The sequence below is a fragment of the Pseudomonas sp. 9AZ genome (assembly GCF_902506525.1).
Classification (GTDB): Bacteria; Pseudomonadota; Gammaproteobacteria; order Pseudomonadales; family Pseudomonadaceae; genus Aquipseudomonas; species Aquipseudomonas peli.
On record NZ_LR733840.1, the window covers coordinates 14,815 to 35,773 of the forward strand.

Sequence of the window (20,959 nt, forward strand, 5' to 3'; positions counted from 1 at the left end):
GCACGGCTGTGCCGGGCTTAGAGGATATCCAACGGGTAGGAAGTGATCAGGCGGAATTCATCGTTATCCGCCCCGGAGTTGGTGGCGTTCATAGCGTCATTACCGCGGTAAGTGGCTTGGCGCAGGGTGAAGGACAGGTCCTTGGCCGGGCCGTTTTGCAGCACGTAGGCCACCTGGATATCGCGCTCCCACTCCTGGCCATCCTCCAGCTCGTTGTAGAACGCGTAGGCACCTTCGGCGTCGGCCGCGCGGCCGTCGGCACCGCTACCGCGGACGTAGCGAACCATAAAGCTCAGGCCTGGCAACCCGAAGCTGGCGACGTCGAGGTCATATTGCAGCTTGTAGGACTTCTCGCCCGGGGCGTTGAAGTCGGCGAACTGCGAGGAGTTGGCCAGCCAGATGGAACCGGCCGGGTTGAACTTGCCGTCGCCGGTTTCCACCCCCAGGTAGTCGAACGGCGTATCACCGTTTACCCGCTGGTGGGCGAAGGTAAAGCTGTGCGCACCAGCGACCAAGGCCAGCGCCACGCTGTAGGCGTCGGTGTTAACGTGGCATCGCCACTGTCGTCGGTTTTGTAATAGGCGATGCTGGTATTCAGCGCAGTCTCTTCGCCCAGCGGCAGGCTGTGGTAGAGGTCGGCGTAATACTGCTGCCATACGTCTTGGTACTTGGAGGCATGCAGGCCGCCAGACAAGGTGTCACTGAAGCTGTAATCGGCACCGACAAAATCGGCACGCTGGAACGCGGTCTGGCCGTAGGTGGTGCCCAGATTACCGTCCTGGTTGGTACTATTTTCAGCATTGCCGGAAGTGAAGTGACCGCCTTGCAAGGCCAGGCCGCTGATCTCGTTGCTGGTGACCAGGCCACCGGTAAAGTGCTGCGGCATCAGGTACAGATCGCTGTAACCGAACACAGGGCTATTGGGTTGCAGGTTGCCGACTTTCAGCTCGGTTTCGGAAACCCGCAGTTTGACTGCACCACCGGCCAGACCGTAGGCGTCTTCACCTTGGCAACTGCCGGTCAGATCGTCGCAATGATTGCTGCCCGGAAACACGTTAACCCCGCCCACACCGCCAGTGCCACCGGTACCCGCGCCGCCGGTCAGGCGCACCGCGCCATTGGCAAACGCGTCCACGCCGAAGCCCACGGTGCCCTGGGTAAAGCCCGAGGTGTAGGTGAGCATGGCGGCATGCCCCCACTCGTTGATCGCGCCTTGGTTGGTGTTGACGCCATCGTTAAAACCGTCGGCAGCATTAGCGGCGGCGTTATTGTTGTTTTTGAAGTTGCGATTGATCGCCACGTTGCGATTCAGCAGGTTCAGCTGGCTGTCTTCGATAAAGCCCTTCGACTGCCCCTGGCTGGAGTCGGCCAGGCCGCGCGCCAATTGCTCGACGGCTACTTCATCGGCGGCGTTCGCCAACTGCAGGGTAGCCACCGAGATGGCCAGCGCCATGGCGCTGCACGTCTTAATTTGCATGAGAGGTTGTTCCTTATTATTGATTTGGATACGGGCCGTTCACGGCCTCAGGCACTCAATTCGAGTAACCGCTGGGCCAGCGCCATAAACCCGGGAATAAAAACAGCCATGTCGCGGCCAAAATCCCCCTGTACTGACGGTAAGCAGCCAGCGCGTGCACCAACTCGCTAGCCTCCGAACGACCTAGCGCACAACCACGACACAGCTAAATAAGGGGCTACACAAAACCCCTCAGGAGCAAAAACGCACTCAGACCGCCGGCATGTTCTTAGTCACGCAGTGGATACCACCGCCGCCACCGGCGATCGGGTCGATATTCACCTGTACCACCACGCGCCCCGGATACAGCTTGGCCAGCAGGTCCTTGGCGAATTTGTCGGCGGCACTGTCGCCAAACTGCGGCACGATCACCGCGCCATTGATCGGCAGGTAGTTGATATAGCCGGGGGCGAAATCCGGGTTGTTCTGGGTGTAGACGTTACTGCGTTTTTTCAGGGGCGGCGGGAGGGTATGCACCACCAGCTTGTTGCCATCGGCATCGGTGGCGGCCTTGAGGATATTCAGGTGGGTGCGGGTCACCGCGTAGTCGTAGGACTTGGGGTCGTTATCGAGGTTGGCGATCACCACGCCTTTGGAGGCGAAGCGCGCGTAGAAGTCGACGTGGGCATCGGTGATGTCCTTGCCCTTGATCCCCGGCAGCCAGATGATCTTGCGCAGTCCGAGGTTGGCTTTCAGCTCAGCCTCTATCTGCGCCTTGCTCATGCCCGGGTTGCGGTTGCTGTTGACCCAACAGCTCTCGGTTATGATCGCCGTGCCATGGCCATCCACCTCGATACCACCGCCCTCGCCGGTCAGCTGGCTAGCGATATAGGTGGCATAGGTTTCGTAGCTCAGCGCATCGGCAACCTGGGTGTCGTTGCTCGCCGTCTGCTTGCCACCCCAGCCGTTGAAGTTGAAGTCGACCAAGCCGCGACCGCCCTGACCGTCAACCACGAAGCAGCCGCCGTAGTCACGTACCCAGACATCGTCCAGTGGCATGGTGAGGAACTTGATATTGGTGGTGCCGCACTTGCTCTTGGCCAGCGCCAGCTGGTTGGCCCGGCACAGCACGGTCACCGGCTGGTACTTGGCAATGGTCTTGGCCAGTAGCGCGATGCAGTTGTTTACCGGGGTCGCCCAGTCATCCCAGACTGCCGCGCTGGCAGCGAACGCCAGGAAGATTCGCTCCTGCAGTTCGTTCTCGTCCGGCATGTGCCAGCTGTTGCCCAGCGCGGCGCGCACCTGCGGCGCGCTCAGGCCGATGCCCATGGAGGCGACGACGCCCAAACCTGCGGCGGCCGTCAATTGTTTGATGAAATCACGACGTGTAGACATGGTGCTGCACCCTCTCTTTTTTATGATGGATACCCGCCGGTCAACGCCCTTCGCAGCGTCCGGCAAGGCCCTCCATGGCGTGCTGCTCCTGCCCGCCACAGGCGGTTGCAACGCGTTGCTCTTGCTGCCGGCCGCAACGGCCTTGACTTCTGGTTTCGCGGCAACTCGCACCTGTTGTTATCTCCGTTGCGGCCGCACGCTACCGCCTGACCGCGCCGATGGCGCGGCAGTTGGCAACAAGGAACGGGCGACGGCTAACAGGCAGGCGGTAAAGCCTAGAGATCGGTCTTGAAGGTGCTCCAGGTGCGCATGCGTGCGCGCATGTCGCGCTGCGGAATGTCCTTGCCGGGAATCAGCCGCGCATAGGTGGCCTCATCGGCATAGATATCCGGGTTGTTGCGCATGTCTTCAGCCACCAACGGCCGGGCCTTGGCGCTGGACGTTGGATAACCGGTGGCATTGCTGATCGCCGCCATGTTCTCCGGACGCATGATGAAATTGATCAGCGCGTAGGCATATTCCGGATGCTGGGCATCGGCCGGGATGGCCATGGTGTCCATCCAGATGGTGCTGCCCTGCACCGGGATGCGGTAGCCAAAGGTCCGACCCGCTTTCGCCTCATCCGCCGTGCGCTGGGCCTGGGTCATGTCGCCGCTGTAGCCGAGCGACAGGCAGATTTCACCGTTGACCAGCTGGGTGACCGGCTGCGACTGGAACTTGCGCACATAGGGCTTGATGCTTTTCAGCAGCGCCAGCGCCTCAGCCAGGTCTTCCGCCTTGCCGCTGCGAGGCTCATGCCCGAGGTAGTTGAGCACCACGGCCAGCACTTCGTCCGGCGAGTCGATCATCGAGATGCCGCAATCGGCGAACTTGGCGGCCAGCTCCGGCTTGAACAGCATGTCCAGGCTATTGACCGGTGCCTGAGGCATGCGCTGCTCAATCATCTGGGTGTTGTAGGTCAGGCCAATCGAGCCCCAGGTGTAAGGCACGGTGGCATGCCGCGAGTAGGGGTATTTGGTCTGCAGGTTGCGCAGACCCGGCTCGATGTCATTCAGATGCTCAAGCTTGGACGTGTCCAGCTTCTGCAGCGCACCGGCACGCATCAGCCGTTCGGCCACGGTGTCACCCGGGAAGATCAGGTCATAACCGCTGCGCCCGGCCATCATCTTGGCCTCCAGCGTTTCGCTGCCTTCCATGACGTCGTAGATCACCCGGATGCCGGTTTCCTTAGTGAAATTGCTTAGGGTCTCCGGGGCGAAATAGTCAGCCCAGTTGTAGAGGCGCAGAATCTTTTCTTCGGCCTGGCCCCAGGCCTGGGCACAACCCAGGGCCAGGCTCAGCGAGGCGATCAGTAAGGCATTACCAGATTTCATCATCAGACTCCTTGGTGATTCCAGCGCACATGTGTTTGCCGTCCGTCCAGGCCCAGCAGCGGGCCGTACATTTCCGGGCGACGATCTCGGTAGATGCCCCAGGTCTGGCGTTCTTCGCCCATCGCGGCTAGATCGAGCTCGCGTACCAGTACACCCGTGCTGTCGCGATCAGCCTCGGCGAGCAACTTGCCCTTGTGGTCGGTGATAAAGGACGAGCCGTAGAAGCTCATCTGCAAGGCTGGATCAGTGGTCGCCACCTCTCGGCCGACGCGATTGGCGGCGATCACCGGCATGATGTTGGCGGCAGCATGGCCACGCTGAGTTAGCTGCCAATGGTCGCGCGAGTCCAATGCCGCCGCGCCCGGTTCGGAGCCGATGGCGGTGGGAAACAGCAGCACCTCGGCGCCCTGCAAGGCCAGGCAGCGCGCCGTCTCGGGAAACCACTGGTCCCAGCAGATGGCCACGCCGATGCGACCGAAGGCGGTATCCCAGACGCGAAAGCCGCTGTCACCGGGGCTGAAGTATTCCTTCTCCTGGTAACCAATGGCGTTAGGAATATGGGTCTTGCGGTACACCCCAAGCAGACGGCCATCGGCATCGGCCACGCTCAGCGAGTTGAAGTAGGCGTTGCCGGCCTTCTCGAACCAGGACAGCGGCAGCACTACACCGAGCTCCTTGGCCAAGGCGGCGAAGCGCTTGAGCACGCGGCTCTGGCTGTATTCCTCGGCCAGCGCCAGGTGCTTGTGGTCCTGCTCGATGCAGAAGTACGGGGTGGCGAACAGCTCCTGCAAGAGGATCAGTTGCGCGCCCTTGGCGGCCGCCTCGCGCACCAGGCGCTCGGCCTGATCGAGGTTCTGCTCAAGGTTCCAGCTGCAGGCGAACTGGGTGGTGGCGACGGTCAGTTTGCTCATGACTTCACCCCTTCAGCGGCCAGGCCGGCTGCTGCTGAGTGATGCAATGCACCCCGCCGCCGCCATGGGCCAGCTGGTTGATCTGCACCGGCACCACTTCGCGGCCCGGGAAGGCCAGGCGTAGGGTCGCCGCCGCTTCCTCGTCCGCCGCAATGCCGTAGGCCGGCATGATGATCGCGCCGTTGCAGATGTAGAAGTTAGTGTAGGAGGCGCAGAACACCTCGGCCTCAGTGTCTACCGCATCGGTGGCCTCGAACAGCTCAAGCAGCTCGAACTTGCGGCCGCGGGCGTCGGTGGCCAGCTCGATGGCGCGACGGTTTTCGCGCACTACCTCGGCATACACCGAGCCCTGATCGCGGGTGGCGTCGACCAGCAGCGCGCCGGGCTTGGCGAAGGCACACACGCCATCGATATGGCCGTCGGTCATGTCGCCCGTCACGTACTGCGGATCACCCGGCAGCCATATGGTCTTCTTCACGCCAAGCAGGCGGGCGAAGATTTCTTCCATCTCGGCCTTGTTCATCCCCGGATTGCGGTTGGGGTTGAGCAGCACCGATTCGGTGGTGATCAGCGTGCCGTCGCCATCCACATGGATCGCGCCGCCCTCGTTGCTCAATGGTGTGCCGAAGCAGTCCATCCCCAGGCCGTTGAGAATGCGCCGGGCCAGACTCTCATCCAGATCATGCTCGGATTTGCCGCCCCAGGCATTGAAGCGCCAGCTAACACCGGCCACCCCACGCTGCGGATGGCAGACAAAGCTCGGCCCGGAATCGCGGCACCAGCTGTCATTCACGGCCAGCTCAAGCAACTCGATGTTGGGCCCGCACAACTCACGTGCACGCAGCGCTGCCGATGGATCAACCACCATCTTTACCGGTTCGAAGCGAGCAATGGCGTTGGCCACCCGCGCGAAGTCCACCTGCACCTCGGCCAGGGTGACACCCCAGCCGGACTCCCAGAGCGCCTGATTGTGAGGCCAGACCATCCAAGTCGCGGCGTGCGGAACCCATTCGGCGGGCATGAACCAGGAATTTTCTGCGACTGCGCTATGCTGCATACAAGTGCCTTCAGTTAAGTCATTGTTATCACTGAAAACCGCGAATGCGGTGATGACTTGCATGCTAGGCCTGTAAAAACGCCACAACAAACGATAGATTTTGCGCACATCAGATTAGAAAGGCTTATCAATCATGCTTAAACATTGGCCGCCTCTAAACGCCCTGCGCGGCTTCGAAGCCGCCGCCCGCCTGGGCAGTTTCCATAAGGCGGCCGAGGAGCTGCACCTGACTCAGTCGGCGATCAGCCAACAGATTCGCAGCCTGGAGGGATTCCTCGAACAGCCGCTGTTCCACCGCAGTGGACGCAGCGTTAGCCTGACCGATGCCGGACATGACCTGCTCAGCACGACGCAATCGCTGTTGCAGCAATTGGCAGTGGGCATCCGTCGCCTGGAGCAATACCGCAAGCCCAACCAACTGGTGGTCAACACCACACCGGCCTTCGCCCGCCACTGGCTCGTGCCGCGCCTGGGTGAATTTCATCGCCTGCACCCGGAAATCGACCTGTGGCTGTTCACCAGTGATGAGGTGCCGGACATGACCACTCAGACCATCGACCTTGCCGTGCGTGACGACCTCACTGCCCAGGCCGAGTGCAGCTTTCGCGTGCTGCTGGAAGACCGCCTCTATCCAGCGGCCCACCCCAGCCTGCTGGCGCAACAACCAGACGAGCGCTGCACCCTGCATGGCGAACGGGAGATGGATTGGAGCCACTGGGCCGTACAAGGCGGGCAGGATGTGGGCCAGCAGAGTCACGGGCTGAATTTTTCCGACCCCGGCCTGCTGCTGGATGCAGCCAGCCAAGGCTTGGGCATCGCCCTGGTCAGCCAGTTGCTGGCTGACCAGGCGCGGCGCAATGGTCTGCTGCAGCCCCTGGTGGAACAGACGGTGCGCGGTCCCAACTGGGCCTGGCTGGTGCACCGTGATAGCGAGAGCAGCGAGCTGACGCGCAGCTTTAGTGACTGGCTGACTCACAACTTGGTGGCAGCAAGGCTGACTACGCATCCTTTATAGAATATGGCACTCATAACGCGGTGAGGCGCCCATGCCTTTGTACCTAACGAACGACCGCTTTTGGCCGATTGTGTTGAAAAAGTCGGTTTCGGAGAGAGCTTCTTTTCGGCAGCTCGAAAATCGCTCGATTTCGGCGTTGCTACGTAAAAACCAAGACAGCTTCGTCTTCTGAGCGAACCAGATTTCAACGTCGCTAACACTCTTTCATGGGGAAAAATCGCGACGGGACTTTTTCAACAGAATCGGCCGACAGCTGCCTATCGTGCAGTTAGCTAGCAACCCGCCCAGCAACTGCCGCGGTCCTGCGCAAACCCAGGCAAAGGGGTTATCACGCGCAACTACACAGGCTTGAACATGGCACCACTGTTCGACCTTTCCCCACAACTCTGCCGCAACACAACGATAAGCAGTTGGCGTGCGAAGCGAAGCGTGTAGAATCCCGCGCCCCAAAAATGCAGGAGACAACACGTTGGCTATTCACTACACCGCGTCCGCGGAAAATATCGCATGTGGACGCACCGGCTCGAACCTGAGCAGCACCCAGGATGTCACTCAGGTTTCATGCAAGCTGTGCCTGCGCAGCGTTGAAAAAGGCACTGCCGAACCTGTCCGTAAAACCCCAAGCCTTGCTGAGCTTAGAGCCGCCGCAAAAGCGGCGAAGGCCGCTGCCGCAGTGGCTGAAATGGTAAAGCCAACCGCTACCCTGAAACCCCGAGCCGAATGGCAGCAACGCCTGGAGCAACTGCCGGGTAGAAACCGCATCCCGCGCGGGATGGCTCGGCAGGTATTTGTTTAAGCACGGCTGGCCAATTTCTATCTGTCGCCAACTACTCGCAAACCCCGTGGTGGCGTAAGCCCTTGCTGCGCCACCCTCAGGACATCTGTGCCAGCGTCTTGCGAAAGCGCAGCAGCGCGCCGGCAAAGAACAACGCGCCGATGCCGATGATCGCCAGGAACTGCGGCCAGACGGTCGCAAACCCGGCGCCGCGATAGAGAATCGCCTGGGCCAGATCGACGAAGTGGGTGGTGGGCGCCACCAACATGATTTGCTGTACCAGCTCGGGCATGCTCTCGCGCGGTGTGGTGCCGAAGAAAAAACCATTGAAAAGGATGTGATCGCATTAATGGCGGAACAGGCCGAGGGTTAACCATGCAATTCATAGCGACGGTCGAAGCCCGGCCGTCGCTCAGGGCCAGAAGCGGGAACGGAGGTAACCAATTTCCGGGGCGATCCGGCGCTGTTGCTCTACTTCGTCACTCGCAATGCTTCGAGCACCAGAGCGAAGGCCGGTGAGGGTTGTCTACGACTGGGATAGTAGAGGTGATAGCCGGAAAATGGCTCGCACCAGTCCTCCAGCACACGAATCAGCCGGCCCTCTTCAAGGTGCGGAGCGAACTCATCTTCGGGTAGATAGGCAATTCCCAAACCACCGACAGCGGCGTCCGCGATATGGGTCGTCGTGTTGAATACCAACGGCCCTTCGACCCTCACCTTCAGTTTTTTGCCTTTGCGCTCAAACTCCCAGGCATCCACCCCGCCGTAGGTAGGAAAGCGGATATCGATGCACCGATGCACCGCTAGATCGTGCGGATGCCTGGGCATGGGGTGCTCGGCAAAGTAGCTGGGTGCAGCCACTGCGGCCATGCGCAGGGCGCCGCCGATGGGCAGCGCAATCATGTCCTGCGCCACCGTGGCGCCGAAGCGCACGCCAGCATCGAAACGCTCAGCCACGATGTCACAGAAGCCATAGTTGATATTGAATTCGAGCTTGATATCCGGATAGGCCGCCAGGACGGGGATCAGCTTGGGCAGCAAGGTCGTCTTGATGATGTTGTCGCCACAGGTGATGCGCACCGTGCCTGCCGGCTTGTCGCGCAGCTCGGTCAGGGCATCCAGCTCGGCTTCTATCTCGTCGAAACGATGGCCGATAGCCTCCATCAGCCTTTCACCGGCCACCGTCAGGGAAACGCTGCGAGTGGTACGTGTGAGCAGGCGGATCTGCAGCCTTGCCTCCAGTCCGGACACCACCTGACTGACTGCCGACTGGGTAACCCCTAAGTGTGCTGCTGCGCGCGTAAAGCTGCCTTCGCGAGCCACTGTCACGAAGGCCTGCAGATCGTTGAAGTTATGTCGAGGCATGCGCCCATCCTCTGATTGAGTAGCACAGGTTATAGCGGCTTTAAGCATTCATTAGCTAATCAAAGCCTAATTTTTTCACGACAATGCCTTCCACCCATTTGCGTCTTCTCCCGCGAGTGGGGCCAAACAAACGCCAGAGCCAACTCCGCGATTGATCTTCAACCCATGAAGAGGACCATCCCCATGAACAGACTTTTTGTAGCGCTAGGCCTTCTGCTCAGCTCGATCACAGCTCTAGGAGCCGATATGTCCAACGGTGCTGACAATTTCTTCAAGAGCGACAAGGTGACCATGGAAAAGGTCAGCTTCAACAACCAGTACCACATAAAGGTGGTGGGCAATCTGTTCATCCCCAAGAGCGTAGGTAAGTCCATACGCAGCCCGGCAATCATCGTTGGCCATCCCATGGGCGCGGTTAAGGAGCAGAGTTCCAACCTGTATGCCCAGAAACTGGCGGAGCAAGGCTTCGTGACCCTGGCATTGGACTTGACGTTCTGGGGTGAGAGCGAGGGCTCCCCGCGCAACGCCGTTCTCCCCGATATGTACGCGGAAGATTTCAGTGCGGCTGTCGACTATTTAGGCACCCAGGCGTTTGTGGATCGCCAGCGCATCGGTGTGCTGGGTATCTGTGGCAGCGGCAGCTTCGTAATCAGTGCAGCCAAGATCGACCCGCGTATGAATGCGATTGCAACGGTCAGCATGTATGACATGGGGGCCGCCAACCGCAACGGCCTCAAACATTCGCAAACCCTGGAGCAGCGCAAGCAGGCAATTGCCGCCGCAGCCGAGCAGCGCTACGTGGAGTTCACGGGCGGAAAGACGCAATACACCAGCGGCACGGTGCATGAGCTGACAGATGACACCCACCCGATTCAGCGTGAGTTCTTCGATTTCTATCGCACCGCACGCGGCGCGTTCACCCCGGCGGGTTCCAGCTCCGAGCTGACCACACACCCGACGCTGACCAGCAATATCAAGTTCATGAACTTCTATCCGTTTTCGGACATCGAGACGATCTCTCCGCGTCCGATGCTCTTTATCGCAGGCGAGAACGCTCACTCACTTGAGTTCAGTGAAGAGGCCTTCCGCTTGGCGGGTGAACCCAAGGAGCTATTCATCGTCCCTAACGCCGGGCACGTCGACCTGTATGACCGGGTGCAACTGATTCCTTTCGACAAACTTACCCAGTTCTTCAAGAACAGCCTGAAGTGATCCGCAGGCAGACATCATGACGACCCAACTTGCCGCCCAGCCAAGCGCCATAGCAACTGACCAGCCGCTGCCCCGCCCCAGTCATTGGGGTGGGGTCTTCGCGATGACGCTCTGTGTCTTTGCCCTGATCGCCTCGGAGTTCATGCCCGTCAGTCTGCTCACGCCCCTGGCAACGGACCTTCAGGTCAGCGAAGGCACTGCAGGACAGGGTATCGCCATATCTGGGGCGTTCGCCGTGTTGACCAGTCTGTCGATAACCAGGCTGGTCGGAGGCATGGATCGCAAGATGCTCCTGCTTATCCTGACAGTCCTGATGGCGATCTCCGGTGCCGTTGTAGCGCTTGCGCCGAGCTTCACCCTCTACATGGTAGGGCGAGCATTGTTAGGCGTGGTCATCGGCGGTTTCTGGTCAATGTCGGCGGCCACGGCCATGCGCCTGGTGCCCGATGATCAAGTGCCCAAGGCGCTGGCCATCTTCAACGGTGGCAATGCCCTGGCCACGGTGATCGCGGCGCCACTGGGCAGCTACCTGGGCTCAGTAATCGGTTGGCGGGGAACGTTCTTCTGCCTGGTGCCGGTGGCGCTCGTTGCACTGGCCTGGCAGTGGTTCAGTCTGCCGAGTATGAGGGCCCCAGTGCGAAAGAGTCCTGCACTCGGTATTTTCATGCTGCTCAGGACTCGTTCGGTGGCGTTGGGTATGGCGGCTTGCGGCGCCTTCTTCATGGGGCAGTTTGCTCTGTTCACCTACCTGCGGCCCTTCCTCGAAATGGTGACCCTGGTTGATGCCACCACCCTGTCATTGATCCTACTTTTTATGGGTCTAGCCGGTTTGAGTGGAACCCTGCTGATCGGCGCACGCCTGGAAAAGGACCTGTATCGCACGTTGACTGCTATTCCAGTGCTCATGGTGGTCATTGCTCTCGCGTTGATCCCCACCGGAGGCTGGGTCGTTCCAGTGGCGATATTGCTGGGCTTGTGGGGGCTGATGGCTACGGCAGCGCCTGTTGGCTGGTGGAGCTGGATTGCACAAGCGATGCCCGATGATGCCGAGGCAGGTGGCGGGCTGATGGTAGCTGTGGTGCAGTTTGCTATTGCTTCGGGCTCAACACTGGGCGGCTGGTTGTTCGACCACAGCGGCTACCAGAGCACCTTTACTGCAAGTGCAGCCATTCTGCTGCTTGGCGCTGCTCTTGCCGTTCTGGCCATGCGTGCGCAGGCGGATCAGCAAGCTGGAGGAAGGCGTCTTCAAGATGAATAAGGTCAGCCAACACTTCTGCCTCTCGAGCGTTCGGTTATGCCTACTGTTAATCCTGAGTGAATGCACATTCGCGGAGACAAATTTAAAGGAGGATCTTATGTGGATGACCATTGGGGCACAGCGCATCGCAATCACCCTCGACGATAGCGAGACCTCACGGGCACTTGCACAACTATTACCCCTTACCCTGGACATGAGCGAACTCAATGGCAACGAGAAATATGCAAACCTGCCGCAGCGGCTGCCAACCCGCGCAGCAAGGCCCGGCACGATCCGTAATGGTGATCTGATGCTGTACGGCACGGATACGCTGGTGATTTTCTACCAGACGTTCGAGTCGACCTACTCCTACACCAGGATTGGGCGTGTCGATAGCCCCGATGAGCTAGCTGAAGCGTTAGGCCGGGGCGATGTGACTATTCACTTTTCTGTGAACTAATAGCGGCGCAAAGCAAGCACAGTGAAGGTCTACTATTGGCCTATATCTGCCAGCCAGATTGGCTAGAGTTGTTCACAATCGGTCGTGACAACGAATACCTTATAGCCAAAAGCTTACACGCGCTGGTAGCAATGTCCTCTGCTTTACCTTAGCCGTTGAGCCTAATCTAACCATATCAACTGAAGTGCAGGACGCGCTCAGGATCAAGGATGATCGACCATGGCCTGGATGGCTACCGACAGGATGTCGGAATGGTCTTGAAGAAACCCGCCTCGGCGGGTTTTTTGTTTTCCGCACAGGCACTGGCGAGCTTTGTGACTCTCTCAACCTCCGCTGCACAAAGCGCTGTAGAGATTAGCTCCTCTGCGTTTTCATTTTTCAAGTCGTAAGGAAGTACTGGCATGCGTAACGCCTCTTGTATTGCACTCATAGCGTTACTCGCTGGTTGTGGTGGAGTCCCCTCTGTCCCCTATGTAGATCCACCTCAGTCAGCTGATACCGCACACATGCGCGTCATAACCAATGCAAGCGTTTACGGCGACAGCATTACCTCCAACTGCGCGCCACAGCCTCGGCATCTGATGGCTCAAGCGGGTCGTCAGTACGAAGACGGAACACCTCACCAAACCTGGGCTTAGTACCCGCTGAAGACTAGCAAGATCGAGGGTATGCCAAAACGTATGCGCCCAAGCTCATTGACCTGAAGCCAAATATTCGGATGGCTGAAGGTATGTACGTTGAGGTGGAGACCGAGTACGTAGTGCCCACAAACGCTCCGTTTCAGATAACCACGCTAGGCGCAGCTATGGGCGGGTACGGCAGCTCATATCCAGTCTGTCGCCAAGACGCTAAGGTCTTTGATCTTGATGCAGGTCAGTACTATGAAGTCGTTGTGGGCATGAACCCCAGGAAAACACCTGAGGGCGAACAGATGTTCTGCGTGCTGACGGTTTACAAAATGATATCCCTCGGAAAGTCGGGGCTTTCACTGCCCTTGCCATTGAAACCAAAGCCAGCTCCCACCAAATGGTGCGACAAATAGATGCGGCTAAAGCCTCATTGATTTTGTAACCGAGTGATCCATAGTGGCATCCTGCTATGGGTCGTTCTCCACCAGTTTTGCCATTGCGTGTGCTGGTGGCCAGGACAACTCACCACATAAGCTGTCCGTGGTAGACCAAGCCCTAAGCGTGAATCAATTCATCTCGCAGAATCTGGATGGTGCATTTCGCATCGCTGGAAACACGGACATTTCCGCGTTCTACTTGGTGGATTTCAATGGTGATTCAGTCACGTAAAAGCTGTCGGAGAACCAGTTCAGGATCAGCATCAGGCGCAAGACTTAAGACGATGGATTGGCCTGCGCGGCGGGTTAGCATGAGGTGGGACATGACATACCTTCCATGGTATTGAGCTTGTGCCGAGTATAGACAACTCACCAGGCCGCTCTTCTTTTCCTATTGAGTGGCTGACTCGTCATACCAGTGACAGCTGTGTGATTCATCAGAAACCAAGCAGCAGATAAGTGCAGTCGTTGTTGAGGGGGTAGTAGGTGAATAGCTGCTTCATGCGAGTCGTTTTCTTGCTGCTGGCATTTCCGCTGACGGTGCAAGCATCCACATTAAGGTATGCGGTTACCAATGAGAGTTGGGAGCCCTACTGGATTTTTCGTGACGGTCAGGTCAGCGGGATTCTCAGCGATGTCATGCAGGCACTCGACACCCAGCTGGAAGTAACCCTGGAGGCGGATACCCCACAACCACCGTTACGCGCCCAAAAGTATTTTCGAGAGGGTCTCGTTCAGCTTGAGTGCTGCGTCGATATTGAGTGGCGTAAAGATCCCGAGCAGGTCAAGGTTTCGCTCTGGAGCGATCCGCTTATGAGTGCGGAAGAGGTGATCATATTCCCCCCAGGACGCCAATTTTCCTTCAGCAAACTGCAAGACCTGCAAGGACGAACCATTTCGACAGTTAGGGGCTACGGCTATGCCGGCAGCCAATACTTCGCACGTGTCGACAGCCCCAACAGCACAGCGCAACTCAATAGCGTGGCCTTAGGTCGAGCCGAAGCCGGCATCATTGATCGTCTTGAACTGACCTACCTCCTTGCAAGTCACCCAGAAATCGGAGGGCGTGCGGTGAAGATTGAACGGGGACCTGTTGTGAACCGCTCAGAGCTACGCATTCGCCTGCACAGCTCACGCGCCGACATGCTTCAGCCCCTGAATGCAGCTATCGCCCGTATACGCGCCGATGGAACGCTTTCGAAAATCGTACAACGGTATACGCAACCAGTCAGGCCACAGCTAAACCCATCGGCGATATCTTCTTCAAATCTCTAAAGCGTAACGAACCCTAATCGGGTTTCTGCTCACTGCACAGATCAGGATTCTCACTGAGCACTACGCGCTTGATACGCCCACTGTCGAAGAACGGCACCTCGGGACAAAAGCGCGGGCCGGCAGACGTGTTTGTCTGTTTCCAGGCTATTTCTTCAGTTCGCAAAAGGGTCGGTTTCTGTCCGTTCTGGCTGAGCTGCCAGATGTCGATATACGTGCGCTCAAGAAATACCCAGGCATCGATGTCGCAGGTTTTCGGTTCGACCTGACGCAGTTTCAACGAACCATCGCCTGTCTGCTCAACCCGGCTGATGAAATCGATTTCACCGTTCTGATAGCTCGGCGTTATGTAGCAAAGACGTCGCTCGCTTCCGTCCACCAGCGGCATAAAGTAACTGCTCTGGGAGTCGATTTCTTCGACGTCGCCATCGGTCCAACGATAGGTTGAAACGCCGTGCTCGCAGCAACTGGCTCGCCAGTAGGAGTAGACGATCCGATGAAGCGGGTCGAACTCGGCCGAGCTGATGCCCTGCAACCCAGCGGGTGCATCGACGAAGCGGCCTGTGGCCACGTCGTAAAGCCAGGTCTGATGCGGAATGTTCGGACCCGCGGGGAGAAACATGGCGAGACTTAGGTCAGGCCAACCATCGAAGTTCGCGTCAATCAGATCGGGCGTGAAAATGCCGCAGGTTCCCTGGGACTCAGTCACCAGAGTCTGGATTAATGCACCATCTTTGTAGAGGCGGATAGCTGAAACCCGCGGCGGATTTGGGCAACCATCGCCCTCTTCCTCTGGTAGAGCATCGGCTAGCAGCCGTATGTCATAGGGGAAGCGAGCCTCCAGATCGTCCTGGTTCTGGTTTAAGACTAATGGAAGCGTCCGCTTACCATTGGGCGAGGTCCAAGTGCCCGTAGTACCGCCCTCAAAAGACTCGATATGCCAGGTACCCGTTTCAGCAGCGCCATTTCCGCTATCTCGCTCGCTCAGCAAGGCCCCCTCGCCTCGCATCCGGCCGTTCAGCACCAGCTGCCTGCGCGTCTCGGCTCGGCAGGGCTGATAGCAGTAGCTGCCCGAAAAGCTATCGGCAGTGCGGTTAAGCTCGACCTCTACCTGCTTGCTCCCCAAGGTGCCAATCCAGCTACGACTCCAGACGGAAAACTCCACTGAACTGGGAGGGGCTTGAGCGGCGCTGAGCGGCAACGCCTGCAGCCACAACAACGCCAAGATGAGTTGCAAGCCTAAGAGAACACTGCGGGTACAACGGATAGAGCGCATACAACTTCCTTGTTTTTCAGCGAGCCGAACAGCATCCATTATGCTGCATGCCGCACCAAGCGGGGATTCTTCTACCATAGCCTGATGAGCAAGCAGGCCAGTTCTCGCCGAAAGGCGATAGCTATTTAGATATATCGGGGCGACAGCTTTTAGCCGTTTGCGATGCTTGGCTAGAGGCAGCACCGGCATCTTACGAGCACACGGAGAGGACAAGTCGGTCAACGATTGCTCATCGAAAATCCGTCTTTGCTGCGCGCTTTAGGGCTTTGGTTTTGGCTACCAAGGCCCAGGTCTGTTCACTCGGATTCAGTTCCGGAAATGCAGCAATGGCTCGATTAATAATTTCCTCAATGACCAGCCCCATAACGCGGCCAGTGGCGAGTTTTACATCCGCATGCTGCGATTCGGGAAGATATTTCAGCGCCTCACTTAGCATCTCATCCAGAGCAGCCATCGCATCTATACCGCCATCCCGCATTGCTCGCGCAGCATCCAGTGTCAGGTCCATACCCGGTTCCTTTTGTCAGGCATTTGATTGGTAAAAAATCTTCATCGACTCTGGGCAACTCATTGCGGCGGTTTACTGCGCTCCAACATCAACCCGGCATGCTGTTTTATGCAGGAACCGCAGCAGCCAGTTCTTCGCGTTGTGCAGTCAACTCTAGGCTGCGGTCAAACATCGCCTGAACCCGCTCCTGATGGCTGACACCGATCACCGTGCACTGCGGCAACTCGCGTCGCAGCATGGCCAACAGTGACTGTGCCGCCCGGTCATCCAGTTGGTTGGTCGCTTCATCCAGGTAGAGCGTGTGAGGCTGAAACAGCAGAGCCCTCGCCAAACCAAGGCGCTGCTGTTCACCCCCTGAAAGCTCGCGCTCCCACTCGGTCTGACGTTCTAGCTGGCAAGCCAGGTGTGGCAGCCCGACCTGTTCGAGCACCTCACGCAGACGCTGATCAGCCAGCATGTCGGCCGATGGATAGACCAACAGTTCGCGCAGCGGTAGCGCTGCCAGGTATGGCTTCTGCGGCAGAAGCAAACTGCGCCCGTTCGGTAGCTGCCACGCTCCACGATAATAGGGCCAAAGGCCCTGCAGAGTTCGCAGCAAAGTGGATTTGCCCATCCCGCTAGGTCCCGCCAAGCGAACCCACTCGCTATGCTGCACCTGCCCACGCAAATCGCACATGAGCGGCTCGCCGTTTGGCAGCAGTACATCCAAACGATCTAGGCGCAGGCAGTCCCCGCACAGCGGCTCACGAACTTGCTGGCGAGTGCGAACGATGGCCTCCTCGAATTGACCGAGACGCTCAACGGTTGCACTCCACTCCGCCAGGGTGGTGTAGGCACCAATGAACCAGCTCAGCGAACCTTGTACTGCGGAGAAGGCGGTTCGCACCTGCATCAGTCCACCCAGGGTAATGGTCTTGGCCAGGAATAGTGGCAATGCGGCGAAGATGGGAATGATGTTGCTCACGCGGTCGTAGCCGACCACAAAGAAACCCAGGTTGCGTTCGCGCACCATCAACCGCCACCAGTTTTCGGCAATAGCCTGAAAACGCACACGCAGTTGCTGACGCTCAGCCTCTTCTCCCCGATAGAGAGCGATCTGCTCGGCATGGTCACGCTTGCGCAGCAGGTCGGCACGAAAGTCTGCCTCACGGCTCTGCTGGGCGTAGTTCAAGCGGTGTAACGGACGCCCAAGCCAGTGAGTAACCAGAGTGCCGACCAGCGTGTAGATGACGGCAATCCAGACCAGATACCCCTCCACCTGCCATCGATAGCCGAATAGCTCGAACTCTTGGGTACCGGATAACGCCCAGAGAATGCCGACGAACGCAGTAACCTGGGCCACATTGGTAATGAAGGAAACCAACAGATCGACACTACGGGTGACCAGCAGGTTAACGTCCTCGGCTATTCGCTGATCCGGGTTGTCTGGCTCCCCCTCAAGGCCAAGCCGGTAGTAAGCCTGACCCTGAAGCCAATCACCGATCAGTCGCTCGCTCATACTCTGCCTCCAACGCAGTAGCAGCGCCTTGCGCAGCCAAGCTTTGTAGACAGCAATCAGCACGAATATGCCGATGTATAACGAGTACTCGCCCATCAACCCATACAGGGCATCGGTATCAAACTCGCCCAAGGTGTCGTAGAAGGTCTTGCTCCAGGCATTGATCCGCACGTTGATCTGTACGATCCCCAGACCGAGACCAATGATGCTCGCCAGCAACAACCAGGACTGCCAGTTGCGCCGGTCGAGCCAATAGGCACCAACAAGCCGCAGGAAATTACGCAGCAGCTTCATGCATCAGGCTCCACGCGCGGCAAAACGTCTAGGCGCACACGGTTATCAACCGGCAGCAACTGTCTGGCCAGCTCACGCAGTGGTTCAAGCTGCAGGGCCTCGGCCAGGCTGGTTTGACTGGAGAGGTAACGTGGATCACCCCAGCGACGATCACTGAGAATCAACCGATGCAACTGCGTGGAGTTATCGCTCAAGCGCTTCTGTTCCTCACGCTCCAACGCATTGCGTAACTGCTCGACTCTGCCCTCCTCTATCCGCTGCGGCAGCTCACGCAGCACAGCATCAGCCTGCAGCCACAACTCTTCTATGCGATGCGGGTCACAGCTGAACAGCAAGCGAGTCTCCAGACGCCCATTGGCCGGATTCAGCTCACTGTCGAAAGTCAGTTGGTAAAGAGCACGCGCCTCCCCACGTAAGCGTTCTTTGAGCGCTTCTCTGGCGAGCTGGCGTAGAGTGGCCACGCGTACAGCATCTTCCGGCGTCCAGGCACGCTCGGCATACCCAAGAACCTGCAACGTTGCTCTCGGCTCAATCGCATTAGCCAGGCGCATTTGGCGTACACCGGGCTGCTGCAACAGGGGCTCGCCGTTAGGCAAACGGCCCCTTGCGATGCCCGCCAGCTCAGTGCTGACCCACTCACGCAGCTGCGCCTCATCCACATCGGCGGAAAGATAGTAGGTGACCGGTGCCGCCATCTGCCGTGCCCAGGCGTCAAGCAAATCGGTACGACTTACCCCATGCAGCTCGGCTGCATCAGGAAGACCACTCGGCTGTGGGCCGAAGCGCAGCCGAGCCAATGCCCGCTCCTGAGTCTCGCGTGCCGTCGACGGCTCCTGCCGCAGGCGACGAGCAAGATCCTCGCGCAGTTGCACCACCGCCTCCTCGGGCAACCCAGGTTGGCTCACACGGGTACGGTAAAGTGCGAAAAGATCGACTAGACGCTCAACGTCGACCTCTGAGGTGTAGGTCGTATGCAACGGCTGTTGGTCCTGACTCAGGTGTAAACGCTCACGCTGTAACCAAGATTGCCACTGCTGCTCATCGAAGCCTTGTGGCGGGCTGTTCCAGACCAGTTGAGCTGCACTCTGCTCCAGCCAGGGTTCGGCATCAGCATGTCGATAGCCACTGCCAGACTCGATATGAAGGCTGGCCTTGCCATCGTCACCCGACCGACGCAGCCAGACCAGCCTATCTCCGTTGCTCAACATCCAATACTGCACCCGCTCGGCATCGAAACGTCGCACACTTTCAACACTGCCGTGGCGTTCTGCAGCAGGCAGTTCGGGCACCACTAACGGGGTCTGTTTTACTTCCTGCTTAGGCTCAGCGAGACCAGATACATCAATGCCCACCAGAAGAGCCTGATACCGTTCGGTATTGGGCAAAGCCAGTGATCGCTCGTTAGGCGCGCTGAACTGCAACACCAGATCTTCGCTGTCAGTCCAACGCGTCACCCGCTGATTTATCTCGTCCAGACGGATTGATTCGATCAGTGGCAAGCTGTCGCGCGCGATCATGCTGCGCGTCTGTATCCGCCCTTCGGCCTGGCTTGGATCACTTAATAGCTCTACCCAAGCGGTGAAATCCCTCGAGTCACCGCGCGCCAGCATGTCTTCGCCAATCTTTCGCAGCTTGCCCTTCTCACGATCCAGATCGCTCTGATAAAACCCGAAACGGCGCAGGCGCTGAACCTCGATAAGCAGGCTCCGCAGTGCCTGCTCGTGGACTGAGTGTTCCAACGAAGCTGCCAGAGCCAACACTTCAGAGTGTTCGCCGATTTGAACTCGCTGCATGCTGTAGGCACGCACCCCATCCGGTAGAGGTTGGCGCTGCAGTTGTATAAGCAACATGCGTGTGGCTACGCGGTCGAGCAAACGCTCGCGTCGGCCAGCCAGAGTGTCAGGGCGATTGGCCTTGTAGTGTCCGCGAAATAGCAGAGCTACCTGATGGCTTCCGCTCTCACTGTCTTGCAGGCGAAAGGTCTTGAGTCCCGGCTGCAATGGCAGATCGAGATCGCGTGCTGGCACCTCTCGCTTATTTGCGCCACCCATAGCCTTGGCAATCTGCGCTTGCAGTTCGGCCGGATCGAAATCACCCACGATATTCAGCTGCATATTGTTGGGCGCGTACCAGCGCTGATGGAAATCCCATAGGCTGGCTACCGACGCGCCGCGAATGGCCGCCTCAGAACCAATCGTTGGGTGCCCGACATAGCGTGAGCCAACCCGCTGACTGTCACGGCGCTGATCATTCATTCGCTGCGCCACGCCTAAGCCGCCGCGCCACTCCTCGATGACAATCGGGCGTTCCAAATCCAGATCAGCAGCACTGAAGTCCCGCTTAAACAGCAGTTGAGCCAACGTCCCAAGGGCCAGCTCGACTTCCTTGTTACCGGCCGGTGGGCTCAACAGATACTGGGTTCTTTCGGCGCTGGTCATGGCGTTGAAGTTGCGGCCCTGCACCCAGCTAGCTGCTTGCAGCCGCTGGCGTACGCTGCGCTGCCGAGCGTCGCGGTTATAGAACAGCATATGCTCCAGCAGGTGGGCGACACCGACCTGATTTGCACGCTCATCCACCGAGCCGGCATCGACTCGCAGACGTATATCTAGACGCCCAGGCTGCTCCTGCGTAGGTACAAGGCGATAGCGCAAACCATTGTCCAAACGCCCTTCGATCACACGCTCGTCCCGCTGGGCAGTATCGGTTGCGTTGCCAGCAGGCAGCTGTGTACAGGCAATGCTAAGCATCGCCAACGAGGCCAGCAGCCCCGCGCGTAGGATTTTCATCAG

At 58.6% G+C, this 20,959-nt stretch carries 17 protein-coding genes and 1 pseudogene; 7 read left to right on the plus strand and 11 right to left on the minus strand.

The window, feature by feature from the left end:
• Positions 1-17 precede the first annotated feature (17 nt).
• The 5 genes and pseudogenes from ALTER154_RS00085 to ALTER154_RS00105 all read right to left on the minus strand — a co-directional run bounded on the left by ALTER154_RS00085 (position 18) and on the right by ALTER154_RS00105 (position 6,192).
• A pseudogene (locus ALTER154_RS00085) lies at positions 18-1,477 on the minus strand (OprD family porin).
• Positions 1,478-1,726: 249 nt separating this feature from the next.
• Positions 1,727-2,851 (minus strand): agmatine/peptidylarginine deiminase, encoded by a 1,125-nt coding sequence (locus ALTER154_RS00090; RefSeq protein ID WP_160084748.1) that lies wholly within the window; start codon positions 2,849-2,851, stop codon positions 1,727-1,729.
• Between the two features lie 275 nt (positions 2,852-3,126).
• The gene (locus tag ALTER154_RS00095) at positions 3,127-4,224 is read right to left on the minus strand and encodes an extracellular solute-binding protein (RefSeq protein WP_160084749.1); all 1,098 of its coding nucleotides are present in this window, start codon (positions 4,222-4,224) and stop codon (positions 3,127-3,129) included.
• A 2-nt stretch (positions 4,225-4,226) separates the two neighbouring features.
• Complete coding sequence (gene aguB / locus ALTER154_RS00100) at positions 4,227-5,135, minus strand: N-carbamoylputrescine amidase (RefSeq protein ID WP_160084750.1); 909 nt, start codon at positions 5,133-5,135, stop codon at positions 4,227-4,229.
• Positions 5,136-5,139: 4 nt separating this feature from the next.
• Entirely contained in the window at positions 5,140-6,192 is a 1,053-nt protein-coding gene (locus ALTER154_RS00105; RefSeq protein ID WP_160084751.1) for an agmatine/peptidylarginine deiminase, read from the minus strand.
• Between the two features lie 133 nt (positions 6,193-6,325).
• On the opposite strand from ALTER154_RS00105, the gene ALTER154_RS00110 reads away from it, so the two are divergent.
• Positions 6,326-7,207, plus strand: coding sequence for a LysR substrate-binding domain-containing protein (locus tag ALTER154_RS00110; protein WP_160084752.1), 882 nt, complete (start codon positions 6,326-6,328; stop codon positions 7,205-7,207).
• Between the two features lie 469 nt (positions 7,208-7,676).
• Positions 7,677-8,003, plus strand: a complete 327-nt coding sequence (locus tag ALTER154_RS00115; protein WP_160084753.1) for a hypothetical protein — start codon at positions 7,677-7,679, stop codon at positions 8,001-8,003.
• 76 nt (positions 8,004-8,079) lie between these two features.
• On the opposite strand, the gene ALTER154_RS00120 is transcribed toward ALTER154_RS00115, so the two are convergent.
• Both ALTER154_RS00120 and ALTER154_RS00125 read right to left on the minus strand, forming a co-directional pair.
• Complete coding sequence (locus ALTER154_RS00120) at positions 8,080-8,319, minus strand: ABC transporter permease (RefSeq protein WP_372239936.1); 240 nt, start codon at positions 8,317-8,319, stop codon at positions 8,080-8,082.
• A gap of 134 nt (positions 8,320-8,453) precedes the next feature.
• Positions 8,454-9,347, minus strand: a complete 894-nt coding sequence (locus ALTER154_RS00125; RefSeq protein ID WP_160084754.1) for a LysR family transcriptional regulator — start codon at positions 9,345-9,347, stop codon at positions 8,454-8,456.
• A 183-nt stretch (positions 9,348-9,530) separates the two neighbouring features.
• On the opposite strand from ALTER154_RS00125, the gene ALTER154_RS00130 reads away from it, so the two are divergent.
• The 5 genes from ALTER154_RS00130 (at position 9,531) to ALTER154_RS00150 (ending at position 14,597) form a co-directional block, all read left to right on the plus strand.
• On the plus strand, positions 9,531-10,559 hold the full coding sequence (locus ALTER154_RS00130; RefSeq protein WP_160084755.1) for an alpha/beta hydrolase: 1,029 nt from the start codon (positions 9,531-9,533) through the stop codon (positions 10,557-10,559).
• Between the two features lie 16 nt (positions 10,560-10,575).
• Entirely contained in the window at positions 10,576-11,817 is a 1,242-nt protein-coding gene (locus ALTER154_RS00135; protein ID WP_160084756.1) for an MFS transporter, read from the plus strand.
• A gap of 97 nt (positions 11,818-11,914) precedes the next feature.
• Positions 11,915-12,256: a cyclophilin-like fold protein gene (locus ALTER154_RS00140; protein WP_256665343.1), complete on the plus strand. Its 342-nt coding sequence runs from the start codon at positions 11,915-11,917 to the stop codon at positions 12,254-12,256.
• A gap of 209 nt (positions 12,257-12,465) precedes the next feature.
• Positions 12,466-12,645, plus strand: coding sequence for a hypothetical protein (locus ALTER154_RS00145; protein WP_218585068.1), 180 nt, complete (start codon positions 12,466-12,468; stop codon positions 12,643-12,645).
• Between the two features lie 1,178 nt (positions 12,646-13,823).
• Positions 13,824-14,597 (plus strand): ABC transporter substrate-binding protein, encoded by a 774-nt coding sequence (locus ALTER154_RS00150; RefSeq protein WP_160084758.1) that lies wholly within the window; start codon positions 13,824-13,826, stop codon positions 14,595-14,597.
• 13 nt (positions 14,598-14,610) lie between these two features.
• On the opposite strand, the gene ALTER154_RS00155 is transcribed toward ALTER154_RS00150, so the two are convergent.
• The 4 genes from ALTER154_RS00155 to ALTER154_RS00170 all read right to left on the minus strand — a co-directional run bounded on the left by ALTER154_RS00155 (position 14,611) and on the right by ALTER154_RS00170 (position 20,956).
• Entirely contained in the window at positions 14,611-15,870 is a 1,260-nt protein-coding gene (locus ALTER154_RS00155) for a nitrite reductase (RefSeq protein ID WP_160084759.1), read from the minus strand.
• A gap of 229 nt (positions 15,871-16,099) precedes the next feature.
• Positions 16,100-16,378, minus strand: a complete 279-nt coding sequence (locus ALTER154_RS00160; protein WP_160084760.1) for a hypothetical protein — start codon at positions 16,376-16,378, stop codon at positions 16,100-16,102.
• A 106-nt stretch (positions 16,379-16,484) separates the two neighbouring features.
• Positions 16,485-18,170, minus strand: coding sequence for an ABC transporter ATP-binding protein/permease (locus ALTER154_RS00165; RefSeq protein WP_160084761.1), 1,686 nt, complete (start codon positions 18,168-18,170; stop codon positions 16,485-16,487).
• The gene (locus ALTER154_RS00170) at positions 18,167-20,956 is read right to left on the minus strand and encodes a M16 family metallopeptidase (RefSeq protein ID WP_160084762.1); all 2,790 of its coding nucleotides are present in this window, start codon (positions 20,954-20,956) and stop codon (positions 18,167-18,169) included. The genes ALTER154_RS00165 and ALTER154_RS00170 overlap by 4 nt, the downstream gene beginning before the upstream one ends.
• Positions 20,957-20,959 lie beyond the last annotated feature (3 nt).